This is a genomic window from Ferribacterium limneticum (assembly GCF_020510565.1).
GTDB lineage: Bacteria > Pseudomonadota > Gammaproteobacteria > Burkholderiales > Rhodocyclaceae > Azonexus > Azonexus limneticus_B.
The window spans coordinates 1,162,501-1,179,467 of the sequence record NZ_CP075189.1; the positions used below are offsets into that span (position 1 = coordinate 1,162,501).

13 protein-coding genes, 1 tRNA gene and 2 rRNA genes (1 of these 16 running past the window's edge) are annotated in these 16,967 nt (G+C 54.9%); 13 read left to right on the forward strand and 3 right to left on the reverse strand.

Annotated elements, in window-relative coordinates; genetic code table 11:
* Both KI610_RS05690 and rrf read left to right on the forward strand, forming a co-directional pair.
* Positions 1-20 (forward strand): 23S ribosomal RNA (locus tag KI610_RS05690) (it extends 2,862 nt beyond the left edge of the window).
* Between the two features lie 105 nt (positions 21-125).
* Positions 126-238 (forward strand): 5S ribosomal RNA (gene rrf / locus KI610_RS05695).
* A gap of 110 nt (positions 239-348) precedes the next feature.
* Here rrf and tcdA read toward each other — a convergent pair.
* Together tcdA and KI610_RS05705 are read right to left on the reverse strand one after the other, a co-directional pair.
* Positions 349-1,116 carry a tRNA cyclic N6-threonylcarbamoyladenosine(37) synthase TcdA gene (gene tcdA, locus KI610_RS05700; RefSeq protein WP_226497695.1) on the reverse strand — a complete coding sequence of 256 codons (768 nt, stop codon included), beginning with the start codon at positions 1,114-1,116 and terminating at the stop codon, positions 349-351.
* Positions 1,116-2,219, reverse strand: a complete 1,104-nt coding sequence (locus KI610_RS05705; protein WP_226497696.1) for an HD domain-containing phosphohydrolase — start codon at positions 2,217-2,219, stop codon at positions 1,116-1,118. Before KI610_RS05705 ends, tcdA begins: the two co-directional genes overlap by 1 nt.
* 177 nt (positions 2,220-2,396) lie before the next feature.
* Here KI610_RS05705 and ispB point away from each other — a divergent pair, with 177 nt between their 5' ends.
* The 7 genes from ispB to KI610_RS05740 all read left to right on the forward strand — a co-directional run bounded on the left by ispB (position 2,397) and on the right by KI610_RS05740 (position 7,718).
* On the forward strand, positions 2,397-3,326 hold the full coding sequence (gene ispB, locus KI610_RS05710; RefSeq protein ID WP_449757745.1) for an octaprenyl diphosphate synthase: 930 nt from the start codon (positions 2,397-2,399) through the stop codon (positions 3,324-3,326).
* A gap of 15 nt (positions 3,327-3,341) precedes the next feature.
* Positions 3,342-3,418 (forward strand) — tRNA-Pro (locus KI610_RS05715).
* 294 nt (positions 3,419-3,712) lie between these two features.
* Entirely contained in the window at positions 3,713-4,111 is a 399-nt protein-coding gene (locus KI610_RS05720) for a hypothetical protein (RefSeq protein ID WP_226497698.1), read from the forward strand.
* 82 nt (positions 4,112-4,193) lie between these two features.
* Positions 4,194-4,598, forward strand: coding sequence for a hypothetical protein (locus KI610_RS05725; protein WP_226497699.1), 405 nt, complete (start codon positions 4,194-4,196; stop codon positions 4,596-4,598).
* Between the two features lie 73 nt (positions 4,599-4,671).
* Positions 4,672-5,577: a plasmid replication initiator TrfA gene (gene trfA, locus KI610_RS05730; RefSeq protein ID WP_226497700.1), complete on the forward strand. Its 906-nt coding sequence runs from the start codon at positions 4,672-4,674 to the stop codon at positions 5,575-5,577.
* 359 nt (positions 5,578-5,936) lie between these two features.
* On the forward strand, positions 5,937-6,752 hold the full coding sequence (locus tag KI610_RS05735) for an NYN domain-containing protein (protein WP_226497701.1): 816 nt from the start codon (positions 5,937-5,939) through the stop codon (positions 6,750-6,752).
* Positions 6,753-6,821: 69 nt separating this feature from the next.
* Positions 6,822-7,718, forward strand: coding sequence for a GIY-YIG nuclease family protein (locus KI610_RS05740; RefSeq protein WP_226497702.1), 897 nt, complete (start codon positions 6,822-6,824; stop codon positions 7,716-7,718).
* A gap of 598 nt (positions 7,719-8,316) precedes the next feature.
* On the opposite strand, the gene KI610_RS05745 is transcribed toward KI610_RS05740, so the two are convergent.
* Positions 8,317-9,633, reverse strand: coding sequence for a M23 family metallopeptidase (locus tag KI610_RS05745; RefSeq protein WP_226497703.1), 1,317 nt, complete (start codon positions 9,631-9,633; stop codon positions 8,317-8,319).
* A 692-nt stretch (positions 9,634-10,325) separates the two neighbouring features.
* On the opposite strand from KI610_RS05745, the gene KI610_RS05750 reads away from it, so the two are divergent.
* From KI610_RS05750 to KI610_RS05765, 4 genes are all read left to right on the forward strand, one after another.
* On the forward strand, positions 10,326-11,879 hold the full coding sequence (locus tag KI610_RS05750) for a class I SAM-dependent DNA methyltransferase (protein WP_226497704.1): 1,554 nt from the start codon (positions 10,326-10,328) through the stop codon (positions 11,877-11,879).
* 85 nt (positions 11,880-11,964) lie between these two features.
* The gene (locus KI610_RS05755) at positions 11,965-13,287 is read left to right on the forward strand and encodes a restriction endonuclease subunit S (RefSeq protein WP_226498513.1); all 1,323 of its coding nucleotides are present in this window, start codon (positions 11,965-11,967) and stop codon (positions 13,285-13,287) included.
* Entirely contained in the window at positions 13,287-15,293 is a 2,007-nt protein-coding gene (locus KI610_RS05760) for an RNA-binding domain-containing protein (protein ID WP_226497705.1), read from the forward strand. Before KI610_RS05755 ends, KI610_RS05760 begins: the two co-directional genes overlap by 1 nt.
* A gap of 703 nt (positions 15,294-15,996) precedes the next feature.
* The gene (locus KI610_RS05765; RefSeq protein WP_404827475.1) at positions 15,997-16,965 is read left to right on the forward strand and encodes a Fic family protein; all 969 of its coding nucleotides are present in this window, start codon (positions 15,997-15,999) and stop codon (positions 16,963-16,965) included.
* Positions 16,966-16,967: the final 2 nt, after the last annotated feature.

Below are 16,967 nucleotides of genomic sequence, written 5' to 3' on the forward strand. Positions count from 1 at the left end.
TGCCCGTGTGGCTTGATCCTATAACCTTGTAATCTGCAGTAACTCATATTCGCAGTCACAACAAACAACCTTCTGTCCCCATTTTGCGCTTGGCGCGGTCACCCGCGACAAGCATACAAGTTACGTCTGGCGTCAATAGCCTTCTGGTACCACCCCTTCCCTTCCCGAACAGGACCGTGAAACAGATGAGCGCCAATGATAGTGAGCTTCCGCTCGCGAAAGTAGGTCAACGCCAGACCCCCCATGAAAAACCCCGTTAGCAAAAGCTAACGGGGTTTTTGCTTTTGCTGAAGCTGCTACATTAATTCGAAAAAAATTTATCCACCGAGAATCGGGGGAGTTCGGGTTTTACGAGTTGACGATCTGCTTGATCGCCTGTGCGGCCGCCGCCATCCCGAATGCCGAGGTGACGCAAATAGATGAACCAAACCCGGCACAATTGAGCCCTGCTGGACCGCGGTCCGTATTGCAGGCTGTATCAGCCTCGGGGTAGCGCAACTGCTCGGTAGAAAAAACCGCAGAAACACCAAATTTCTTTTTTGTGTCGCGTGGGAAGCCGTGTTCACGGCGCAGCAGCGAGCGGACTTTGGCAAGCAGCGGGTCTTGCACTGTTTGGCTCAGGTCGGTAATACGGACCTGGGTTGGGTCCATTTGTCCTCCGGCTGCCCCGGCAACGATGATCGGCGTCTTTATCCTGCGGCAGAAGGTGATCATTGCTACTTTGGCGCGTACCTGGTCAATTGCGTCGATTACCACTGAATAGTTGTGGTCAAGTATGCTGCTCACGTTCTCTGGACTGACAAAATCCTCAACACAAGAGACTTCGCAATCGGGATTGATGGCCCGTATACGTTCGGCGATGGCATCGACTTTGGCTTTGCCATAGATCTCGCCTAGAGCATGGATTTGCCGGTTGGTATTCGATTCGGCCACCATGTCGAGGTCCACCACGGCAATGCGGCCAACCCCTGTGCGAGCGAGAGCTTCTGCACTCCAGGAGCCGACGCCGCCAATGCCAACAATGCAAACATTTGCCTGCCGCAAACGTTCGGCACCAACGGTGCCATACAGGCGGCTGACGCCACCGAAACGACGTTCGTGATCAATTATCGACATTAACTTTCAATCGTCTTACGGATGACTGAATTGAACGGTGAAATCCAATCGGGTGAGAACTGGTTGTCACAGGCATTGATTTCGGCAATGGCGCGCAATACTGAGCGATTTTTTCCGCGGTGGATGTGCTTGAGCATCACGGCCTCAAAGGCGTCAACAATGGCTATGATCTTGGCGCCTGTGCATATGTCCGCATGATGCAGTTTGTTTGGATAGCCGCCACCATCCGGCATTTCATGGTGTTGGGCCACCATTTCTGCGGCGCCCTCCCAGCCGGGAATTCTTTGTAAAAGACCTGCCGCGAAACTAGGGTGATTTTTTAGTGTGAGTTTGTCTTCTGAGGTCATTTTGCCGACTTTTAGCCAGATTGACTCTGGTAGAAGCATCATCCCAAGATCGTGTAGATAGACTGCTGCTTCCAGCTGAACGGGGTCAACAGGGTTTTTGCCAGCCTTGTTTGTTTCCAGTGCCAGGCGAAGGATGCGCATGGTGCGTCCCTTGAACAGGGGGGAGCGGCTTTCGAACTGGAGTGCAAGTGAGCGGAAAAACTGCAGATCTGCGCTGGCATTTTTTTGCTCAGGACTTGGAGCAGAGGATCGTGGTGCGCGGCTTGAAATGTCGGGAATTACCGGCGGAAAACCGCTAACCGCTTCAATCAGGTCAGCGCAAGCGGAATCTATTTGTTCTGGTGACTCCTGCGCGAGGGCATCAAGGCCTTGTACTAGGATAGCAAGTTGGAGCTTATCCAGCGATTTATTTGCTAGCAAGGCTGTGGTCGCCAATTCCAGGCGGTCAACGGCAAGCAGGATCATTTCGGCCAGCAACTCTGAGAAAGGTATTTCACCTTCTCGGAAACGAGCCATCATGGTTTCAATGGGGTGTGCAATGGCCACCCCCAGGTCAAACTTGCAGAGCGATGCATCGCCCTTGATGTTGTGAACGGCGCGAAAAAGGCTGGCAATAATCTCCCGGTCGACCGGCCTTTTCCTCAGGTGGGCAACCTCACGTTCGATCTCCGGTGCCCGATCAGTCAGAACCTCGGCGAACTCTTCCAGCGCTTCGCGATCTTGAATCGCTGGTGCGATGATCGAACGAATGTCCATGCCCTCTCCTGTTAATTCTATTAATCTGAAGAGTTTAACAAAGTGTCGAGCAAAACAGCGTGGGTCCTTGATTGCTCGGCCTTGACTGTGCAACCTTCGCCACCTAAGATTCCGCGCTTCATCAAGGAATTACCTTACGTGACTCTGGAACAGCTCTACGCCCTGATCGGGCCCGACATGAAGGCCGTTGACGCGGTCATCCGCGACCGCCTACATTCCGACGTAGTTCTGGTCAGGCAGGTTGCTGAATACATCATTGGTAGTGGTGGTAAGCGCATGCGTCCGGCACTCGTGTTGCTGGCTGCCGGGGCGCTTGGCTATCAGGGAGTTCGTCATCAGGAGATGGCGGCGGTTGTCGAATTTATCCACACGGCGACCTTGCTGCACGACGACGTTGTCGATGAGTCCGCATTGCGGCGTGGGCACGATACGGCTAACGCCATGTTCGGCAATGCGGCCAGCGTATTGGTGGGCGATTTCCTTTATTCACGTGCCTTTCAGATGATGGTTATGGTCGATAACATGCGCGTGATGCAGGTCCTTTCCAATGCGACGAATATCATCGCCGAAGGGGAGGTTCTACAGTTGATGAACTGCCACGACGCAGACGTCGACGAGGCGCGTTACATGCAGGTTATTCACTACAAGACGGCCAAGCTTTTCGAGGCAGCCGCTCAGTTGGGTGCAATTCTCGGTCAGGCATCGCCAGAAATCGAAACCGCTTTGGCTGCGTATGGCATGCATCTGGGCACAGCCTTCCAGCTAATCGATGACGTGCTCGATTATTCAGGCCAAGAGGCTGATACCGGCAAGCACATTGGCGATGATCTGGCCGAGGGAAAGCCGACATTGCCGTTGATCTACGTCATGCAGCATGGAACTGCCGAGCAGGCAGCATGCGTGCGGAAGGCAATCGAAGAGGGAGGCCGCGATGATTTCCCTGCTGTGCTCGATGCCATCAGGAGCAGTGGTGCTCTGGATCATGCGCGGGAGCGTGCAGTTCGCGAGGCCGAGCTCGCCAGAGCATCAATTCAGTGCCTGGGGGATTCAAATTATAAAAAAGCTCTGCTACAATTGACGCTCTTTGCAGTTGAGAGAAACCATTAGGCTTCTTTCTCATGTCGGAGTGTAGCTCAGCCTGGTAGAGCACTGCGTTCGGGACGCAGGGGTCGCAAGTTCGAATCCTGTCACTCCGACCAATCAAAGAGAGAACGAAGCCCTGATTATTCAGGGCTTTTTTCTTTTCTGGCTTTCGAAGACTTTCTGAGTTCTTCTACTTTTTTCTCCTCCGTTGTGCCAAGAGTGTGCCACGCTTGTCTTGGTTGTGTGAGCCAGAAATTTTCTTGCGGATGCCTTTTCACGGATGAATTGCTTCCTGAAGTTTCCTAGGCTTTCTGAGTGTTTCTATGACCGTCTAGTTGTTTTATAAGGTCTTGAAAATAATTGGAAAGTTGTAGAAATACTCTTGATTTGCATAATCTAGATTTGATAGCATGGGCCGCATGCAGTTATCTTCCTATGATCTCTTCCAGTCAGTGGGTCGCAAAGCCAAGTTGCTTTGGGATAAGCACAAGGCTTTGGCACTAGCCGCAGTAGTTCTGTGCCTGTTGGCTGCTTTCCTGGAGAGCCTGAATGGCAAGGAAGATGCGTTTTTTAGTGTGGCTTCGTTCGCACTCGCTGCAATCTTTGGGGTGCTTAAATCCGTTGTGCTGTTGGCCGACCGAATCGGCGCGCTGGCATATGCTCCCATTGGCATCGTTGAAACGCTCCAGAGGCTAGTCTGTACTGCTTACAGGCACCTACTGGACCAGACTCTCCTCCCTGATAGCGATCCGGTCAGGAAAGCGCTCCTGCCGCAGCCTCTGGCGCCAGCTAACTACTCCCTCGTTTGATTTGACTGCCCGGCAACGGGCGCTATCTGACGTTGGCGACTTAAATACCCCCTAGGCGGTGTATTGGGTCGCGGGAGTGACCATGAATTCCGATATTTTCTTTGCGCTTGCCCAATCGATGGGGCGGCCTGACCTTGCTGGTCCCTTGAGCTTGGGATTTGTAGCAACCGACCTCTTTGCCCTTGCCCTAGGCTTGAAGCGGCCCAGTAGCTTGTTTAAAAAGCTGGACCAGAATCCAAATGATTTCCCATCGCTGCATTTCTTGCCAGGGACGCGCCGCAAGTATTTCAAACTGGCCGAGATTGAGGTTTGGAATGCGTCGGCCCTACAGTCGGCTCCAATCCCAATTTCGGCTGAAAAACCGTTGGCAGGGAATCGCTCAAAGCGTTTGGGGCGGCCAACCAAGGTTGAGCAACGCGAAGCCGCTCGTCGGGGAGTGACTGTTTACGAGCTCCGCCAAGGTGCAGTTGCGGGAGCGCGACAGTGATCTGGCAAATATTTCCTGGCGCAATCAATCGACGCAAAAATCTACTGGGGCAGACCGTTAGCTCAGTGAAGATATGCGTGATTTGCTAAGCCCTGAACAGCCGCCAGATCTGCTTGCTGGCCAAATTGCATGGGCGAGCCAGAAGGCGCTGCAGGCTAAACGACATCGAGAGCTGAAAGCTGCCGAAACCCCAGTGCAAATGTTTTTGCCGGGAATGGAAGAGTTTCTTCGCGCCATGCCAAATCACATTGCTAGATCCAGTCTCTTCTCACCGGTAGCACGTGGTCCAAAGAAGATACACGCTGGATCTATTTTGGTCAGCAGGGGGGATGCGGAGATCAAGTTCTGGGGTGAGCAATTAGACGAAGCGCAAGCGGATGTCTGGATGCAGGCAATCTATGAGGCGACTGGGGTGCCGCTGGGGGAGCCTGTAGTAGTCACCCGCGCCTCGTTCCTGCGAGGCATAGGTCGTGATACTGGCAAGTCCCAATACGAGTGGTTGCACAGGACGATGCAGGCACTCTCATTCGCGATGCTTGTCATCGAAGTAAAGCAGGCTGGCAAACATAAGCTGGCAATTGGCCAGGTTCGTGCCCTGCATTTGGTCGATGGCTTTGATTTCGACCCTCGTGCAGAAACCTACTCGCTACGAATTGATCCCAGATGGAAGCAGATGTTTAGCAACAGGGAGTTTGCCCTGATTGATTGGGGCAAGCGCATGCAGTTCGGGAGAGGGCAGGATATGGCCAAGGCACTACAGCGGCTGATTGCGGCATCATCAGATTCAGTCCAGCGCCATGGGCTTGATTGGCTCAAGGCAAAGCTGGGTTATGGCAGCCCAATTCGCAAATTCAGGGAGGCATTGCTCGCAGCCATGCGGGAACTTGAAAGGCTTGAATTGATAGCTGGCGGTCGTATTGAAATGAGTAAAAGGGGAACCGAGCAAGCGGTGTGGATAAAGCTAGATTCATCGGCATAGCGTTCCGGGGTCATCGGCATAGCGTTCCGCTTTGTCGGCATAGCGTTCCGCTTTATCGGCATAGCGTTCCGCTTTATCGGCATAGCGTTCCTCCCCACCTCTCGAGATCCTTGTGCCGCAATCGTTTCGGAGGGCAATTTCGACGTCTACCTTTCTTCTACCTTATGTCTACCAGGAGGGGCTGTGGATAACTCTGAGTTCTAATGAGTCTCGGTGCCAAAAACGAAGGTTTTGTGGTGTGGTTGCCTTGGCCAGCAAGCTGGCGATAGGCCGTCAATTGGTATGCGATATGATTCCCTTCCTCGGCAACTGGAACAGTGGTTTTCAGACCGTTGAACGTGCCATAGGTAAACCAACAAATGATTGCACTGCTGATTGATGCCGATAACCTTTCGTCGCCTGCATGGGTTGATGAGGCTGTAGAAAAGCTTGAACTAGAGGACGGTGTTATTGCCATTCGTCGCGCCTATGGCTCTGCTGAAAACATGAAGGGGCTGGCTGATGTGTTGCGAACGCGTGCCATTCGCCCATTCGTCAATCTCCCTCTTCCCAAAAACACTACGGATATGTCATTGGCCGTGGATGCGATGGAGCTGGCCTGCTTGACCCCGCGACCGAAGCTAATCGCTATTGCATCGGGGGATTTGGATTTTGTCCCTTTGGTCGTTCGGCTTCGGGAACGAGGTATCAGAGTCGTCTGTATAAGCGAGCGAGCCAAATTGTCTCAGGATGCTATCCCGGCCTACGATCAGGTCATCTATGTTGGAGCGGATCAGGTAGTTGTGCCCGCTCCGGAAAAACCAGAAATATTGCCACTTGTGGTGGAGGTGGTTCGCCCTGCCCCTAAGAAATCCGTAGCCAAAGTAGCACCTGTAAAGCCGGCTGTGCCCAAACCCCCAGCGGTAGCGACAAAAAAAGCAGCGGTAAAGAAGGTAGCCAAGAAGAGCCCAGGGAAAGCAATAGAAGTTGTTACTTCGCCCCAAACCATTGTTTCAGCGTTTCCCAATTTGCAGGCAGGGCAGTGGTTGGAGTTGTCCGACGTTGCCAAGATACTTCACGACAAAAAGCTTCTCGCAAAGAGTGCGACGTCAACGAAACTGTTTAAGAAATTTCCTGAGCACTTTGAACTAAGGCCAGCAGGGAAGCCGAATAAAGTCCGACTCATCAAGTTGTAGGCGTGAAGCCGAAAGCTATGCTGCCGGCAGGTCTAGGCACAACCCCTGAGTGGTTCAACAAAGTGAAAAATGACCAGTACGAGAAATAGCCTCCGTGCTTTCGATGGCCTTGTTACGCGCAAGTTGCTGATTTACGTTTATGCGTTGATCGACCCGCGGACACGGCGCGTGTTTTATGTTGGCAAGGGCGGTGGCAACCTCGATGGAAGTGGTAACTCCCGCCTGTTTAGCCATTTCTTCGAGGCTGAGAACCAACGTAATCAGTCAAAAAAGGTGCTGACCATCCGCGAGATCTGGGCGGATGGATTGGACGTTGAGTGGCAGATACTACGCTGCGCGCTGAGAAGCGTTGATGAGGCCTTCCATGCAGAAGCGGCGATCATCGATGCATTGGCGCTCAGCTCGAATGGCCGTCCGGATAATGATATTGATGGCCAGGGAAAAGAAGATCACGGGTGGCGTCATCCGGCAGAGGTTTTGGCAATGGGGGCCGCAAACGTCAATCCTGAATTGCCTGGTCGGGTTTTCGTTTTCCCGATTCACAACGCGATTCGCGAGCATCCGCTCAGGCAGTCAGATTGGGCAACTGCCGTTTATGAGTCTACCCGGCAGGCATGGAACCTGGGGGAGTGGCTCCTCAATGAGCCCAATAGCCGCGCAGTCGGAATTATCGACAACGTCAGCTTTGGCGCCTATTCAATTGACCATTGGCAACGCCACTCGACTCGGCCATCCAAGGGCGAAACCAGAAAGCCAAGACAGATATCCCTCTGGGAATTTTTTAAACGCGATGATGAAGCCGCTGCCGAATTGCGGAACAAGAACTGGCAGCACGTCTTGGGGCCGGAGGCCAAGTATCGAATGCGGGCCGGCGGGGTGATCGTCGTTGAGTTCAGAGGAGCGGGGCAGCAAGAGTTGCGGTATTTGCGCCCAAGCCGTGAACGTTGGCAGCCTTTCGAGGTGTGAGCTCGTCTGTGCGGATGCCTACTCTATAGACACAGCCTGAGATTGATTAAAGAAGAATGGCCAGACGGCCATGTGCCCCTTGCCCAAGGCATGGCCTTGGGTTGGGCGGTAGGAGCCGGGGCGGTAGCCCTTGAACGCGCTTTAGCGGGTTCAACTCCGTATCCCGCCCAAGGGTATGGCCGGAATCTCGATGCCCGAGGTATATTCGCTGTTGATCGGCCTTGCAACCTGAATCGGAGCGTGTCCTTGGTGTTGATTGAGGTTGATCCTCGTGTATTCGTGTCTCTTCACGTCGTTCCACGTGGTTTCGCATCGCTCCACATGATTCCACTCTTAATCCACTTCGATTCCACATGCTGTTGCATCGATCTGCATCATTTTCGCGGGCGCGAAAATGTTTCGGGAATCTAGGGCGGGAATCTAGGGCAGGATAGGCTTTGCGGCCGCTATCGTATTACAACCGACCTTTTGAGCTGTTGGAAGTCGAGGGCAGGATAGGTGCCGGCGCCGCTATTCGGTACAGATCATCTGTGCGTAAGTCAGTCTGCTATGCATTTTGCATGAATAGATTGAGGCAAAACTGAGGGCCTGGCTCCTCCTAGCTCCGATCGCGCTGCAGTTGCTCCCAAGCTCTCCTGGCCGCTTCGTCATCGTTGATTGATGGGGCACGCCGGTATTCGAATTCCATCAGCCGCTCAGCCTTCTGCCGATCCCCTTGGCAGGCAATGATGAGTTTGTCCTTGGCAGTCAGCCCATGAAAAATTGGTTCTTCTGCAGGGCGTGATCTGAAGGTGGGTTCTCGCACAATGCGCAAACCTTCCCGTCGCCGGACGTCTCGCCGTTTATCGAACCAGAGGTAGAGAAGCAGCAAGCCGAGCATGCCGGTCAGCCATTGCCACATACGAATTTTTAGCAATGCGGCTCGGATCTCTGGCGGCACCTCGAACCCAATCAGAACATCTGTGTTCCCTGCCGACGAACCATGGGCTTGTGCAGGAGATGGCTGAGCCTGGCTGGCAACCTGAATCGTTGGCTGGCTACCAGGAATGATGCCTGGTGACACGTAATCCGCTTTTGCCAGCATGCCGAATTGAGGAGCGAAGGCAACCGGCGGATTGCCGACGTAGAAATTGAAGGGCAACGATACCGTTTCCAGCTTTTCGCCATTTCTGCGAACTGCCTGCACAGCGAAGTGCAAATGAGGCCCCGAGGAATAGCCTGTAGAGCCCGCTAGGCCGATTTGTTGGCCCGAGGTAACCCGTTGCCCCGGATAAACATAAACGCCGCCGTGAGCGAGGTGTGCGTAGATTCCAATCGTTCCGTCGATGTGCTGGATGCGGACCTCGTTTGCTTTGCTCAGCATGTCAGGAATCTGGGCGCCGTAAGTCTGATTTGCTTCCGTGTAGATGACGGTACCTTCGCGGGCAGCCAGCACAGGGGTTCCCTCGGGCATGGGAATGTCGACGGCGTATTGACTATCCGGACTGTGATGCGTCGTGGTCGGTCCGCCGGGTGCTTGGCCGATACGGAATGCCATGCCATCCCTGAAGGGCAGTCGATAGACAGCATCTGGTGATTGATTGGCATTGAAGTCGCCGAGCGTCCAAGTGGATTGGGTCTGGAAGGTATAGCCCACACCAGACATGGCTGCACGGATGTTGCCGAGGTAGAGGGTTCCACCGCCAGGCGGAACAACCACGTAAAGCGGGAATTGCCGATCCGTTGCGATGTATTGCCCGTTGATGATCGACACCTTGACCGATACCGGGGCAGGGCCGGCGTTGCGGGCAACCAGGCGGTGACCGTCCGGCGTTTTTTCGGAGTCGATTGAGAACGGATAGTTGTCGTTCTGGCCGGCAGAGCAGGCAAGGCTTAGAAGCCAGCAAGCCAGACAAATCAGGTGGCGCGAAGTCACGGTACAGACCCTGTCATGAATATGCCGTGATGATAGCGCAGCCCATTTTTACAGACAGCTGATGTGTATCTATGTGGAAACACGTGAATCCATGTGAATTCAACGTGAAGTGATGGAATTCACGTGAAGTGATGGAAATTGACGTGTAATTCCCGTGAATTGATGTTGATTTTCGCGGACGCGAAAATTCGAGCGCGGAGGGAAACAGGGGTGTATCGCTAGGGCAGGATACGCGCAAGCGCCAGCTTTCGTGGTACAAAACCATTCTAATAAAATGGTTTTGTTTGCTCGTGGGCCTAAACCTATCTTTCGTGTTTCATCACGTCATTTCGCATGATTCCCCTCAGAATCCACTAGTGGTCATGTCGTTCTGCATGATTTTCGCGGGCGCGAAAATGTCTAGGAAATTAGAGGGCAGGGTAGGTATTGATGCGGCTATTTGGTACATGCCCCTAGTTGCTATCGTCGTTCGGCGTGACGGATGACCTACGGCTAGGATGCCACCGCAATTGATATTCGGAAGTGTCGTCAAATTTGAGGCTCGCATATCAATTTTCGCGGGCGCGAAAATCTGTTCTGTTTCCAGGTTGCCGGTCTTGCGGGGCGACGACTCCTGGCGGAGCGAGATTGGTGGTTTGGTCGGTGCCAATTCATAATGCCGGCCTACTAGCCTCAAAGACATAGCCCACTCAATGCTGGATGACATCAAGAAGACCCTCTGGGCCACTGCCGACAAGCTGCGCGCCAACATGGACGCGGCCGAATACAAGCACCTGGTTCTCGGCCTGATCTTCGTCAAATACGTTTCCGACACCTTCGCCGCCCGCCGGGCCGAACTGACCCGGCGCTTTGCCGATGAGTCCGACGACTATTTCCTGCACGATTGCGACGACGAATTGCTCGCCGCTGAACTCGAAGACCGCGACTACTACCGCGAGGTCAATGTTTTCTGGGTGCCGGAGTCGGCTCGCTGGGAAGCTATCCGCGCCGCCGCCAAGCAGACCAACATCGGCACGCGCATTGACGACGCGTTGACCATCATCGAAGTCGAGAACCCCAAGCTCAAGGGCATCCTCGACAAGCGCTACGGTCGCGCCCAACTGCCGGATGGCAAGCTCGGCGAACTGGTCGATCTGGTGTCCACCATTGGTTTCGGTGATGACCCCGGCAAGGCGCGCGACGTGCTCGGCCAGGTCTATGAATACTTCCTCGGCCAGTTCGCCAGCGCCGAAGGAAAGAAGGGCGGCCAGTTCTACACGCCGGCAAGTATCGTCAAGACGCTGGTTGCCGTCCTCGCGCCGCACCACGGCAAGGTTTATGACCCCTGTTGCGGCTCCGGCGGCATGTTCGTGCAATCCGAGAAATTCATCGAAGCGCACGGCGGCAAGATCGGCGACGTTTCCATCTACGGTCAGGAATCCAACCCGACTACCTGGCGTCTCGCCGCCATGAACCTGGCCATTCGCGGCATCGACTTCAACCTCGGCCGCGAACCGGGCGACACCTTCACCCGCAACCAACACCCGGATCTGCGCGCCGACTTCATCCTGGCCAACCCCCCGTTCAATATCAGCGACTGGTGGCACGCCAGCCTGACTGGCGACCCGCGCTGGGAATACGGCCAGCCGCCGGCCGGCAACGCCAACTACGCCTGGCTGCAGCATATGCTCTACCACCTCAAGCCCAGCGGCCGCGCCGGCATCGTGCTGGCCAATGGCTCGATGAGTTCTCCGCAACGCGGCGAAGGCGACATTCGCCGTGCCATGGTCGATGCCGATGTGGTCGAAGTAATGATCGCCTTGCCTGGCCAACTCTTTTTCAATACCCAGATCCCCGCCTGTCTATGGTTTCTCACTAGGCAGAAGCAAACCCGCCAAGGTGAAGTGCTGTTTATTGATACTCGCAAACTCGGCAGCATGATCAGCCGTGTGCAGGCCGAACTCACCGACGAAGTGATCGAGCGTATTGCTGGCACCGTTGCCGCCTGGCGCGGTCAACTCGGCGCTGGCGATTACGCTGATATCCCTGGTTACTGCCGTAGTGTCAAACAGGCGGAAATAGCCGAACATGGCCATGTCCTGACTCCGGGCCGCTATGTCGGCGCCGAAGAGGTCGAAGACGACGACGAAGCCTTTGCCGACAAGATGCAGAAACTCGCCGAGCAGTTGGGCGAGCAGATGGCGAAAGGGGCCGAACTTGACACATTGATCCGGCAGAAATTGGGTGGGCTGGGATATGAGTTCTGAGCCGCTGATTGGTAAAGAAACCCGTACCGGCGGTCGTGCTGCGACAGAGGGGGTAATTCTCGGAAAGTACGCGTTGTCGGTAGGCATGCCTCCGGTTAGGCCGCCAAGTGGGTGGTGGTGGACTCCGCTATCTACAGTTGCTCGCTTGGAATCTGGGCATACGCCAAGTAGAAAACATCCCGAATATTGGGGTGGAGATATTCCTTGGGTGGGTATTCGTGACGCTACTGCTAATCATGGGCAAACGATCCATGACACGCAGCAACGAACCAATCCTCTGGGGATTGCCAATTCATCGGCTAGAGTTTTGCCCACCAATACTGTGTGCCTATCAAGAACGGCCTCCGTTGGATATGTTGTCGTAATGGGTAGGCCGATGGCCACCAGTCAAGATTTCATAAATTGGGTTTGTACTGACGCAATTGACTATCGCTTTCTCAAATATGTTTTTTTGGTAGAGCACGACTCGATGTTGCGTTTTGCTAGCGGTACTACCCATCAGACTATTTATTTTCCTGAAGCAAAGGCTTTTCACATATGCCTTCCGAGCATCAAGACGCAACGTTCAATCGTTGAGGTGCTTCAGTCATTGGATGATCGCATTACCCTCCTGCGCGAAACCAACACCACGCTCGAAGCCATCGCGCAGGCGCTGTTCAAGTCGTGGTTTGTCGATTTCGACCCCGTTCACGCCAAACAACAAGGCCGCGCCCCGGAAGGCATGGACGAAGCCACCGCCGCGCTCTTTCCCGATAGCTTCGAGGAATCGGAACTGGGCTTGGTGCCGCAGGGGTGGCGGGTTGCACCAGTCGGCGATGTAGTGGAAAGCGTCGGCGGCGGCACACCCGACACCAAGGAGCATGCTTACTGGGAGCCTGGCGAGCATTGCTGGACAACCCCCAAGGACTTGTCAGGCATTCATGCCCCGGTATTGCTGGCTACTGAACGCAAGCTTTCTGCTCAAGGCTTGGCCAAGGTGAGTTCCGGCTTGTTGCCCGCAGGAACGCTGTTGATGTCCTCCCGTGCTCCGATTGGCTATCTGGCCATTGCGCAGGCGCCGCTGGCGATCAATCAGGGCTATATCGCCATGCTACCCAGCAGCCAATTGCCACCGCTGTATATGTTGTTCTGGTGCCAGCACAACATGGAGGTCATTAAAGGCCGGGCCAACGGCTCGACCTTCATGGAAATCAGCAAGAAAGCCTTTCGGCCGATTCCTGCACTCGTACCGCCAGAGCCAGTGCTTGATGCCTATATCGGTGTCGCTGGTGCTTTATTCGGCCGTCTCGTCGAAAATGAGAGGCAGGCCCAAACCCTCGCCACCCTCCGCGACACCCTGCTCCCCCGCCTGATCTCTGGCCAGTTGCGCCTGCCGGAGGCCGAGGCTCCCATAGAGGAGATTGCCTGATGTTCGATCTGCATACGCTTGACGACTTGCACTTGTTGGCCGAAACGGCCGAACTGGAATGCAAGCTCGCCCATGGCCACGATGGCAAAGGCGAGGTTCCCAGGGATTTTTGGCCCACTTATTCGGCCATGGCCAATGCGCATGGTGGGGTGGTGTTGCTGGGCGTGCGCGAGAAAAATGGCGTGTTCAGCATTGCGGGCATCGAGAATTCGGCCAAGGTTCGCGGCGACTTGTTCAATACGCTGAACAACCGGGGCAAGGTCAGCACTAATCTGCTGACGGATGCCGATGTGGTCGAGGCGCGCATTGATGGTCTGACCATTCTGGTGATCAGCATTCCGGCTGCGACGCGCAAGCAGAAGCCGGTGTTCTTGAATGGTCAGCCATTGGGGAATACCTACCGTCGTTTGAACGATGGAGATCGGCATTGCGATGAGGAAATGGTCAAACGCATGTTGGCCGAGCAGATTGAGGATGAGCGAGATGCGCGGATTCTCACCGGCTACAGCATGGAAGATATTGATCCCGAGAGTTTGCGCATCTATCGGCAAATGCTGCGTGACGAGAAGCCGGGACACCCATTCCTTGAGCAAAATGATTTTGAATTTCTGAAGAGCTTGCGCGGCTGGCGCCAAGACCGGCAAACAGGGGAATCCGGCCTGACGCTGGGTGGCTTGCTGATGTTCGGCAATTGGGCTGCGATTCAGGATGCGGTTCCGCATTATTTTCTGGACTATCAGGAGCGCCCGGAGGCCAAAACTGAGTTGCGCTGGGTTGATCGCCTGGTGCCGGATGGCAGTTGGACTGGCAACCTTTTTGAGTTTTATCGGCGGGTTTATCGCAAGTTAACCGCTGATCTGAAAGTGCCATTTGCCCTGAAGGATGGGCAGCGCCAGGACGACACTCCGGTGCACGAAGCACTGCGCGAGGCGCTGGTGAACACCCTCGTGCATGCAGATTACACCGGGCGGGTTTCCGTGCTGGTGGTGAAGCGCCCGGACATGTTCGGTTTCCGTAACCCCGGCGGTCTACGCCTGCCTATCGAACAGGTAATTCGTGGCGGCGAAAGCGATTGCCGGAACCGTATCCTGCATCAGATGTTCTTGCTTATTGGCTTGGGCGAACGGGGTGGCTCCGGTATGCCCCGCATCTATGGCGGATGGAAAAGCCAGCACTGGCGTCCGCCTGCTCTGATGGAGAAAGATGAGCCGGAGCAAACGCTGTTAATGCTCCAGATGGCTGACCTGTTGCCCGAGAATGTGCTGCTTCAATTGCGCGAACGTTTTGGTGTTCTGTTCGATGAGTTGGACTACACAGGGCGTCTGGTTATGGCGACAGTGGCAATGGAGCGGGTAGTCAGCCATAACCGACTGCTGGAAATTTGTGACGCACATTCCCATGACTTGAGCCTCCTTCTTGCCCGTTTGGTCAAACAAAGACTTTTGGAGTCGGATGGTCGTTCTCGGGGCATGGTGTATTTTTTGCCCGGCGACAGTCTGCCGACACCCGAGCAAGTGTTTATTGGCCCGGCGTTTTCAAGGGAGCCTATGGGCAATATGGGGAGCAGCTCCGAATATTCGGAGGTCAGCTCCGAATATTCAGCCGCTAGCTCCGAGTACTCGCCGCCAACGGATGGGGAGCGTGATAGCCGAGGGAGGCTTCTCTCTCCTCACCTGGACGCGCCTATCATCGATAATTTGGAAGTTCTGGATGAGGTTTTCCGGGAACTTCTAGAGCATCTGGCGGAAGAGCCGCGACAAAAAGAAAGGTTAAGTTCTGAGCGCATGGAGCAGGTCCTTCTGGCTTTGTGCCGGGACCAGTTCTTGACTCTTTCTGTCTTGGCTGAGCTTGTTAGTCGAAATCCTGATGGTTTGCGGCAGCAATACTTGAGCAAGATGGTCAGAGGAGGGGAAATGCTGCTAGCTTTCCCAACCAAGCCAACCCATGAGAAACAGGCATACCGTGCGTCAGAAGGCTCAACCGAAGATTTGGGCGATGAGAGTTGAGTATGTTGAATGTGAACGCCATTCGTAAATCTTCACCCAGTTATGCCCGCCGAAGCCGAGGCTGTTCTTGACGAGGCTTTAACGTCAAGCTTTTGTTTCTTGATGTGTCCGGTGATCACAACCTATCGGTGCTTGATCCAAGTTATCTGGGCTTCATCTTTCTGATTTAGAGATAGCGCTGATTGGGCGGCGGGTATTGGAAAAACCTGCCAGGGATAAAGCGAAAAGCCCCGGTGAACCCACCGAGGCTATAGCGCCGACCGGGAACCCCCAATCCACTTAAAGCTGATTATAGCCAAAGAATTGAGCAAGAAACTCTCGCCACCATCCGCGACACTCTGCTCCACCGCCTGATCTCGGGGCTGTTGCGCCTACCGGCGACGAAGCAGCGTTGTAGCATCTTCGGCTATTGTCGTAGCTATTTGAACTACAACAGCCATATTCAAGAATCCTTTCGTTGCGTGACATTGTATTAACGATTGCTTTAATATCCTGAACATCGTTTAAAGAATCTTTTTATACCATGCGCCGCACCGGCACTTACGCCACTTCCACTACGTTGGGCGAAGCTGTTCAGGCATTTGTTCCGCTTCCGTTGCCGCCGAGCGAGCCGCTATTGGCGCCTGCATGCTTCGAGGCTGGCAATCGGGCGGCGGAGCTGGCCTTAGCACGCTTGTCCGGGGTGTCGGGGCTGGTGCCTTCGGTGGATTGGCTGCTCTATAGCGCCGTCCGTAAGGAGGCTTTGCTGACTTCCCAGATCGAGGGCACGCAGGCGACACTGGTCGATCTGTTCGATGAAGAGGCCGGTTTTGCCATCGGCAATACTGACGATGTCGAAGAGGTAACCAATTACCTGCGTGCATTTCGGCTGGTTCAGGACAATCTGCGCGATCCGGCAGGGCTGCCGATCAGCGTACGACTGTTGTGCGATGCCCACCGTTTGCTGCTCAACGGTGTTCGCGGCAGCGGCAAGCAGCCGGGCGAGTTGCGTCGTTCGCAAAACTGGATTGGCGGCACGCGGCCCGGCAACGCCGCGTTTGTACCGCCGCCGGCGGAGCGGGTGGCGGATTTGCTGGCCGATGTCGAGCGCTTCATTCATGACGACTCGGCCCCGGCCTTGCCGCCGCTGGTAAAAATTGCCCTGGTGCATGCCCAGTTCGAAACCATTCACCCGTTTCTCGATGGTAACGGTCGTATTGGGCGCTTGTTGATTGCGGCGCTGATGGAGCATTGGCACCTGTTGCCCGAACCGCTGATGTATCTCAGCGGTTATCTGAAGCAGCACCAGTCAGCGTATTACCAGCAATTGTCTGCTATCCGCACGCAAGGTGATTGGGAAGGCTGGGTCAGCTTCTTCCTGGAGGGCGTAGCGGCTGCGGCCAGCGAGGCCGAAAGCAGTATCGTTGCCATCGCCAGCCTGATAGCGGCCGACCGTCGCCGACTGCTGGCTTCGCCGAAGGCTGGCCCGGCGAGTTACCGCCTGTTCGAAGCACTGCCCATGATGCCGCGCTTTACCGTCGAATTGGCCCGCCAGGCTCTCAACACCAGCTTTCCCACGGCGAATGCGGCGGTCAAGCTGCTGGAGGATTTGGGCATCGTCAGCGAACTGACCGGTCAGAAGAAAAACCGCAGCTACAGTTATCAGGCTTACATCGAGTTGATGACGCGTTGAAA